The sequence below is a fragment of the Paraburkholderia lebeckiae genome, assembly GCF_014201005.1.
In the GTDB taxonomy this organism is placed as follows: domain Bacteria; phylum Pseudomonadota; class Gammaproteobacteria; order Burkholderiales; family Burkholderiaceae; genus Paraburkholderia; species Paraburkholderia tuberum.
In genome coordinates, this window is the sequence record NZ_JACHDK010000010.1 from 219,989 (window position 1) to 228,628 (window position 8,640).

7 protein-coding genes, 1 rRNA gene and 1 pseudogene are annotated in these 8,640 nt (G+C 65.3%); all 9 read left to right on the forward strand.

The window, feature by feature from the left end; genetic code table 11:
* The first annotated feature begins 253 nt into the window (after positions 1-253).
* Entirely contained in the window at positions 254-1,345 is a 1,092-nt protein-coding gene (gene phnS, locus HDG39_RS21155) for a 2-aminoethylphosphonate ABC transporter substrate-binding protein (RefSeq protein ID WP_184008273.1), read from the forward strand.
* A 73-nt stretch (positions 1,346-1,418) separates the two neighbouring features.
* Positions 1,419-2,519, forward strand: coding sequence for a 2-aminoethylphosphonate ABC transport system ATP-binding subunit PhnT (gene phnT / locus HDG39_RS21160; protein ID WP_184008275.1), 1,101 nt, complete (start codon positions 1,419-1,421; stop codon positions 2,517-2,519).
* Complete coding sequence (locus HDG39_RS21165; protein WP_184008277.1) at positions 2,497-3,459, forward strand: 2-aminoethylphosphonate ABC transporter permease subunit; 963 nt, start codon at positions 2,497-2,499, stop codon at positions 3,457-3,459. Before phnT ends, HDG39_RS21165 begins: the two co-directional genes overlap by 23 nt.
* On the forward strand, positions 3,449-4,312 hold the full coding sequence (gene phnV / locus HDG39_RS21170; protein ID WP_018425042.1) for a 2-aminoethylphosphonate ABC transport system, membrane component PhnV: 864 nt from the start codon (positions 3,449-3,451) through the stop codon (positions 4,310-4,312). The genes HDG39_RS21165 and phnV overlap by 11 nt, the downstream gene beginning before the upstream one ends.
* 87 nt (positions 4,313-4,399) lie before the next feature.
* The gene (locus HDG39_RS21175; protein WP_184008279.1) at positions 4,400-5,155 is read left to right on the forward strand and encodes a phosphonate utilization associated transcriptional regulator; all 756 of its coding nucleotides are present in this window, start codon (positions 4,400-4,402) and stop codon (positions 5,153-5,155) included.
* A 118-nt stretch (positions 5,156-5,273) separates the two neighbouring features.
* Positions 5,274-6,539, forward strand: coding sequence for a phosphonoacetate hydrolase (gene phnA, locus HDG39_RS21180; protein WP_260328128.1), 1,266 nt, complete (start codon positions 5,274-5,276; stop codon positions 6,537-6,539).
* Positions 6,536-7,490, forward strand: a pseudogene (locus HDG39_RS21185) (aldehyde dehydrogenase family protein); the annotation flags it as partial. The gene phnA and the pseudogene HDG39_RS21185, both read left to right, overlap by 4 nt.
* A 6-nt stretch (positions 7,491-7,496) precedes the next feature.
* Positions 7,497-8,057 (forward strand): phosphonate degradation HD-domain oxygenase, encoded by a 561-nt coding sequence (locus HDG39_RS35190; protein ID WP_184008322.1) that lies wholly within the window; start codon positions 7,497-7,499, stop codon positions 8,055-8,057.
* Positions 8,058-8,559: 502 nt separating this feature from the next.
* Positions 8,560-8,640, forward strand: a 16S ribosomal RNA gene (locus tag HDG39_RS34665); the annotation flags it as partial.

Consider the following 8,640-nt stretch of genomic DNA (forward strand, 5'->3'; position numbering starts at 1 on the left):
GCGCAATCGTCATGGCCTTGTCATCGAAACCTGTGATTCTTGCCGTGCCCGCTCAGAGCGGCAGACAGCGCGGGTGTGGTAGGGGGCTGTCCGTCAGGCTGGGCGAGAAGCGGCAAAGTTGTCTGCAATCTGCAATCCACGACAGACCGGCGCGGCAACCGCAGCGGGCAACACGCAAGCGCGTGCCGCCGTTCAATCACTACAGGTATGGGTTATCCCGACCGTCTGGTTTTTTAGCTTCGGAGAGAGCGACATGAAAAAGACGAATTCCCTTCACGCTGCGGCCGGCCTCGCGCGCAAACTGCTGCCGGCGCTGGTCGCCGCGGCCGCGTTCGGCGGTGCCGCGATGCAGGCTCATGCGGCCGACGCGGTCGTGCTGTACACGGCCGACGGCCTCGAAAATCTGTACAAGGATGTGCTGCCGGCCTTCGAAAAGAAGGAGGGCGTGAAGGTCAATATCGTCACGGCGGGTAGCGGCGAAGTCGTGAACCGCGCGACCATCGAGAAGGATCAGCCGAAGGCCGACGTGCTCGTCACACTGCCGCCGTTCATTCAGCAGGCCGACCAGAGCGGTCTGCTGCAGGCGTACCAGAGCGCCAACTACAAGAACGTGCCGGCCATCGCGAAGGCGCCGAACGGCGCGTGGGCGACCTTCGTGAACAACTACTTCTCGTTCGCGATCAACCCCGAAGTCACGAAAATCCAGCCGAAGACGTTCGCGGACCTGCTGCACCCGGACTTCACCGGCAAGGTCGCGTATTCGAATCCGGCGACCGCCGGCGACGGCATGGCGGTGATCATCCTGACCTCGTCGCTGATGGGCGAAGACCAGGCGTTCGACTATCTGAAGAAGCTCGAGCAGAGCGCCAAGTTCCACACCAAGGGCACGGGCTATCTCGACGTGCTGCTGTCGCGTAACGAGATCGCGGTCGCCAACGGCGATCTGCAGATGGATCTCGACGACGCGGCCAACGGCGGCCTGTCGCTGAAACCGGTGTTCCTCGCCGCCACGCCCGGCGGTCAGCCGACCACGTTCCAGCTGCCGTACGCGATCGCGCTAATCAAGAACGGTCCGAACCAGGCCGAGGGCAAGAAGCTGATCGACTATCTGATGTCGACGCAAGTGCAGTCGAAGGTGCCGGACATCTTCGGCATTCCGGGTCGCAGCGACGTGCCGCTCGCCGGCAAGAACGGCGAAGCGGTCAAGCAGGCGATCAGCGGCGTCAAGCTGATTCCGGTCGACTGGAACCACGTGATGGCGAAGAAGGCCGACTGGACCGCGCGCTGGAAGAGCGACGTGATCGGTTCGTCGGGCAAAGAGATCGAAGTGGTCAAGCCGAAGTAAGTCGATTCAGGCGGCGCTTCGCACGTAATGCGCGGCGCCGCATCAGCATTAATCCTGTTGGAGGACGACTCCGGTGAATACGGCCAGTCTCGCTCACCCCACTGCGCCTGGCGCTCCGCTGGATGCGCTCGACGCCGCGCGTTCGGACGCGCCCGGTGGCGTGCAGATCGATCACCTGACGGTGCGCTTCGGCCCGCGCACGGTGCTCGACGATCTGTCGTTGACCATTCGGCGCGGCGAGTTGCTCACCGTGCTCGGGCGCAGCGGCTGCGGCAAGACGACCTTGCTGCGCTTCATCGCGGGCTTCATCGAGGCCGACGGTCTGGCCGGCACGCTGACGGTGGCCGGCCGCGATCTGACGCACATGCCGCCGCACAAGCGCAACCTCGGACTGCTATTCCAGAGCTACGCGCTGTTTCCGCATCTGACGGTATTCGAGAACGTCGCGTTCGGGTTGCGCGCGCGGCGTATTCCGGCGCGCGACGTCGCGCGCCGCGTCGCCGAGGTGCTGAAGCTCGTGCAGCTCGGCGATGCCGGTCACGTGATGCCCGCGCAATTGTCGGGCGGCATGCAGCAGCGCGTGGCGCTCGCCCGCGCGCTCGTGATCGAGCCCGACGTGCTGCTGCTCGATGAACCGCTGTCCGCGCTCGATGCCAATCTGCGCGCGTCGGTGCGCTCCGAACTGAAGGCACTGCATGAACGCCTGCCGAATCTGACGATCGTCTGCGTGACGCACGATCAGGACGACGCGCTCGTGCTGTCCGACCGCACACTGCTGATGCGCGATGGCCATATCGCGCAGCTCGGCACGCCGCAGCAGCTGTACGACTCGCCGGCCGACGGCTTCGTCGCGCGCTACCTCGGCGCGGCCAATCTGCTGCCGCCGCAGGTCGCGTTCGGCATGGACGACGCGCGCTACAACGAGCGCGAACGTGTCGCGTGTCTGCGTCCGGAGGCGCTGCGCATCGTGCCGCTCGGAGAGGGGCAGTTGCACGGCGCGATCGCGTCGGTCGAGTGGTACGGCGCGGCCTTGTCGGTATCGGTCGTGCTCGATGCGCTGCCGAACGACCCCGTGCTCGTCACGATGCAGCGTGGTCTCGGCATGACGCCGGAGAAGGGCGCGCGTGTTTCCCTGCGTTACGAGGCTGGCGATGTCGTCCTTATCAAGCCCTGATACGTCCAACCCGCTCGACCTTGCCGCGCAAGCCGAGGTCGAAGCCGCCGCCGCGCGCCGTCTCGCGAGCGCGGCGGCGCACGCGGCCGCCGTCAAGCGGCGCGAGCGCCTCGCGCAATGGCATCTGCTGTTCATTGCAGTCGTGGTGCTCGGACCGCTCGTCATCTATCCGCTGGTGCGGCTCGTGATGCTGAGTCTGACCGGCGCGCATGGCCTGTCTGGCCACGCGTACATAACGTTCTTTGGTAACCCCGAAACGCGCGGCGTGATCGGCACCACGCTCGGCATCCTGTTCGCGAGTGCGAGCCTGGCGTCGCTGCTCGGCGTGGCGCTCGCGTCGCTGCTGTTCTTCAAGCCGTTTCCGGGCGCGCGCCTGGTCACGCGCTTTCTCGAACTGTTCGTCGCGTTCCCGTCGTTTCTGGTCGCGTTCACGCTGATCTTTCTGTACGGCTCGCAAGGCTCGGTCAGCATCGGGCTGCAGCGGCTGTTCAATCTGCAGGCGCCGCCGCTCGATTTTCTGTTCGGCATCGGCGGCGTGATTCTCGCGGAAGTCGTGTTCTATACGCCGTTCGTCGTACGTCCGACGTTGGCATCGTTCGCGCTGCTCGACCAGCGACTGATCGAAGCCGCGCGCAGCCTCGGCGCGAACGGCCTGATGGTCGCGTTCAAGGTGATCCTGCCGCTCGCGTGGCCGGGCATCGCGGCCGGCACGATCCTGTGTTTTCTGCTGACGCTCAACGAGTTCGGCATTCTGCTGGTGCTCGGCAGCGCCCATCTGATCACGCTGCCGGTCGCGATCTACAGCGCCGCCACCGTCGATCTCGATCTGCCGACCGCGGCCGCCGGCGCGGTCGTGATGCTGCTGATGTCGTTGTCGTTGTACGCGTTGTACCGGCGCGTCAATCGTCGCAAGGTGAAAGGAGCCGGTCATGGCCGTTGAACTCGATCCGACCGTGCTGCCGGTCATGCACAAGAAGGGCCGGCCGGTGCGGCACAGTCTCGCGGTGCGACTGCTCGGCGGTCTGTTTCTCGGCTTTGCCGCGCTGCTGTGCTTCTGGCTGTTCGTGCTGCCGGTGTTGGTTGTCGCGCTATCGAGCGTCGCGTCGCACTGGTCCGGCACGATCCTGCCCGACGGCTTCAGCATGCGCTGGTTCGAGCGCCTCGGTTCGAGCGACTTCGACGCGCTGACCACCAGCCTCGAAGTCGGCATGGGCGTCGCGGTGCTCGGCACGATCCTCGGTTTGTGGCTCGCGCTCGCCCTCGAAGGACGCGACCGGCGCGGCCTCGGCGCCGTCGTCGACACGATCGCGATGATGCCCAACGGCGTGCCGAGCGTCGTGCTCGGCCTCGCGGTGCTGATCGCGTATCACAAACGGCCACTCGATCTGTCGAGCTCGGCGGCGATCGTGGTGTTCGTGCAGCTCGCGCTGGTACTGCCGTTCTGCTACCGCTGCGCGGCCGCCGCGCTGCGCCCGGAGCTGACCGTGTTGCGCGAAGCGGCCGCGAGCCTCGGAGCGCCGCCGTCGATGGTGCTGCGCCGCGTCGTGTTGCCGCAACTGGTGCCGGCGATACGCGCGAGTCTCGCGCTCGGCTTTGCGCTGTCGCTCGGCGAACTCGGCGCGACGCTGACCGTATATCCGCCAGGCTTCGCGACGGTGCCGATCGTCGTCGTCGGGCAGGTGGAACGCGGCTATTACCTGCCGGCTTCCGCGCTGTCGCTGATTCTGCTGCTGGTCTCGCTGGTCGCTCTGCTGCTGATCGCGGCGCGCGCTCCGCGGCGCCGGATCGACTGAGCCGACTGATCGGCGAACGATTTGGTTGATCTGAAGCACGCGCGCGAACCGGTGAGCATCGATGTAGATGTGGCAAAAGTTGCCAAAATGACCGAATATATGCACTCTGCTTCCGTCGATCCGATCGAAGTCGTGCGCCGCCACTCGCTGACGACGCTGGTGCGCGACGAGATCGAGCGGCATATCGTCGGCGGCATGCTGGCGCCGGGCGACAAGCTCAACGAAGCCGACTGGGCGGCGCGATTGCTGGTGTCGCGCGGGCCGGTGCGGGAGGCGTTTCGCGCGCTAGAGCAGGCGGGTCTGGTACGCACCGAGAAGAATCGCGGCGTGTTCGTGCGGACGGTGTCGCTTGCGGAGGCGGACGAGATTTACGCGGTGCGCGCGGTGCTCGAAGAGGGGGCGTGCCGGATGCTCGCGTCGAGAATCGATGCGGGCAAGCTCGCGGTGCTGCGCGACTGGGTCGACGCGATGCGCGCGGCGCTCGCGTCGCACGATCACGATGCGTATGCGCGCGCGAACCTCGCGTTTCACGATGGGCTGGTCGCGGCGGCGGGCAACACGAAGTTGTACGACACGTATCGCAGGCTCGTCAGCGAGTTGAGCCTGTTTCGGCGAGCGGCGCTAAACGTGCAGGCCGACGCGATGGCGCGCTCGCTCGCCGAACATCGCGCGATTCTGACAGCGCTCGCGTCGCGCGATGCGGAGCGGGCCGCGCAGTTGATGCGCGCGCATGTGCAGGGCGGGTTGCAGCGCGCGCATGCGGCCTGCGAGGCGGCGGGCGATGCGGCGCACGAGCAGCGCCTCCCGGCGGGCACGGGTGCGGCCGGCTCGCGCGGGCGATGACGGCGCGGCGATGAAGCCGGGGCAAACGCATCGGCAAACGCCGCGGCAGCTTCGCCCCACGAACAGACAACCCGGCGATGAAGCCTTCAATGACAACCCGGCAATGGAAAACCACGCGATGACACACCCCGAGCGACGCACGATCGAAGTCAACGGCCGGAGCTACCGGCTGCCTTCGCAACCGACGGTCGTCGTCTGTGTCGACGGCTGCGAGTTTGCGTATCTGGAAGCGGCGGTCGCGGCCGGCGTCGCGCCGTTCATCGGTTCGATGCTCGAGGGCGGCGCGGCGTTTCGCGGCGACTGCGTGATCCCGTCGTTCACGAACCCGAACAACCTGTCGATCGTGACCGGCGTATTGCCGTCCGTGCATGGCATCTGCGGTAACTACTTCTGGGACACCCACGCGAACGACGGCGCGGGCGCGGCGGTGATGATGAACGATCCCGCCTACCTACGCGCGCCCACGCTGCTAGCGGCCGCCGCCGACGCGGGCGCCGCGGTCGCCGTCGTCACCGCGAAGGACAAGCTGCGCGGGCTGCTCGGCTCGCAGTTGAAGGGCATCTGCTTTTCGGCGGAGAAAGCCGACAAGGTGACGCGCGAGGAAAACGGCATCGACGACGTGCTCGATCTGGTTGGCCTGCCATTGCCCGACGTGTATAGCGCGGGGTTGTCGGAATTCGTGTTCGCGGCCGGCGTGCGGCTCGCGCGGACACGCAAGCTCGACCTCATGTATCTGTCGACGACCGACTATATCCAGCACAAATGGGCGCCCGGCACCGAAGGCGCGAACGCGTTCTACGCGATGATGGACGGCTATCTCGCGAAGCTCGACGCGCTCGGCTGGGTGATCGGCCTCACCGCCGATCACGGCATGAACGCGAAGCACGATCCGCAAACCGGCGAGCCGAACGTGATCTATCTGCAGGACTTGCTCGACGACTGGCTCGACGCCTCGACGGCGCGCGTGATTCTGCCGATCACCGATCCGTACGTCGTGCATCATGGCGCGCTGGGTTCGTTCGCGACGGTCTATTTGCCGCGCGAGCTCGATGCTGCGTCCGTGATTGCGCGGATCGGCCGCCTGCCGGGAATCGAAGTCGTGCTCGATCGACGCGCCGCGTGTGCGCGCTTCGGGCTGCCTGAGGATCGCATCGGCGATCTGGTCGTGATCGGCACTAAGCATGTGGTGCTCGGCACGCGGCGCGACGAGCACGACCTGTCCGGGCTCACCGTGCCGTTGCGCTCGCACGGCGGGATTTCCGAGCAGGAAGTGCCGCTGCTGTTCAACCGGCGCGTTCAGCCATCAGCCACCGGCAGCGAAGGCAAACGGCTGCGCAATTTCGATATCTTCGACATTGCGCTCAATCGCGTGCCGACATCATGAACACGGCGCCGCGGGACCATCCTGAGTTCCGCGCCGAAGCGCTGTGGCTGAGCGGCGAGCGCGCGACGCGCGCCCGGACGCTCGACGTGTTCGATCCTTATACCGGCATGCGCGTCGGCACGGCGCCCCTCGCCAGCATCGACGATCTGCGCGCCGCGTTCGACTACGCGCTCGCGTATCGCGCTGACGCTGTCGCGCTACGAGCGTTCGCGGATTCTCGAGCGCGCGGCGGTGCTGCTGCGCGAGCGGATCGAACAGGCGTCGGATCTGATTTCGCTCGGGTCGGGTCTGTCGAAACAGGACTCTCGCTACGAGATCGGCCGCGTCGCCGACTTGTTCCGCTTTGCCTCGTTCGAGGCGTTGCGCGACGACGGTCAGAGTTTCTTGTGCGATCTGACGCCGCATGGCAAAAGGCGTCGCGCGTTCTCGCAGCGCGAGCCGCTCGCGGGCGTGATCGTCGCGATCACGCCGTTCAATCATCCGATGAACCAGGTCGCGCACAAGGTCGCGCCGGCCATCGCGACGAATAATCGCGTGGTGCTGAAGCCGTCGGAGAAGGTGCCGCTGTCGGCGCTTTATCTGGCCGATCTGCTGTATGAAGCGGGGCTGCCCGCGCCGATGCTCCAGGTGCTGACCGGCGATCCACGCGAGATCGCCGACGAGCTGGGTGTCGCCGGTCATCGCGTTCGACACGCTCGACGATGCGATTCGCATCAGCAACGGACGCCGTTCGGGCTGTCGTCGTGCGTGTGTACGAACCGGCAGGACGCGATCACGCGTTTCATTAATGAGCTGCGCGTGGGCACCGTCGACGTGTGGGAAGTGCCGGGCTACCGGATCGAGATGACGCCGTTCGGCGGCATCAAGGATTCGGGGCTAGGCTACAAGGAAGGCGTTCAGGAAGCGATGAAGAGCTTTACCAATCTGAAGACGTTTTCATTACCTTGGGAGCAACAGGTGGCATTGAGTCTCGACGATATCCGTGTGCTCTTCGAGCGACACGGCAGCCTCGCGTATAGCGGCGAGCCGGTGACGCAGCTCGAACACGCGTTGCAGAGCGGCGCGCTCGCCGAGGCGGAAGGCGCGAGCGACGAACTGGTCGCCGCGGCGTTCTTGCACGACCTCGGCCATCTGCTGAACCTTCAAGGGGAGACGCCGACGGAACGGGGTGTCGACGATCTGCATCAGTATTTCGCCTTGCCGTTTTTGCGGCCGGTGTTGTCGGATGCTGTGCTGGAGCCGATTCGTCTGCACGTCGACGCGAAGCGCTGCCTGTGCGCGATCGACGCCACCTATTTTGGCCAGTTGTCCGCCGACTCGGTGCGCAGCTTGCAATTGCAGGGCGGGATCTTCAGCAGGGAAGAGGCGCAGGCATTTATGCAGAAGCCGTACGCCGAAGACGCGATGCGTTTGCGCCGATGGGACGATCGCGCGAAAGAGCAGGATCGCGCGACGCCGGGGATCGACCATTATTTGGCCGTGGTCGAACGGGCGATGCGCGCGCATGCGACTGCATGAGTCGAGGTGATTTGGGTCGCGGTAGGTTGCGCGCCGCGCGGTCAAAATATCGCTTGCAAGTCCCGATGTCGGCGACTAGAATTCCGCTCTTTCGTGCTCCGGACGCCGGGGTGCGTAGAAGCGGGAAGCCTTTGATGGCGAGGGCTTCAGCGGGGTGGGCAGGTTAAGCGGGTGATAAAAACCTGTTGACGATCCGACGGAAGTTCTCCATAATCCCGTTTCTCTGCTGCAGACGCAGCGACGCAAACGAAGCAGTGCCGGGTAGGAGTGGTTCAGGCGCGGCGGGTTTGGCGGACCGATCTTTAAAAACTAACAGCCGATAAGTGTGGGCGCTTGATGCGGAATGCGGCGGCGGATTCTGCGGAGTCTGCTGCCAGGCAGAAGTATCAGCAGCCTCACACAGTATTAGAGGAAGGTTTGTCTGTCGGAAGACGGACTGATCATCGTCAGTACGTTGAGTGAGCGACCGGGTTCGAGAGAGCCCGAAAACAGTAACAGGTTTGAACTGAAGAGTTTGATCCTGGCTCAGATTGAACGCTGGCGGCATGCCTTACACATGCAAGTCGAACGGCAGCACGGACTC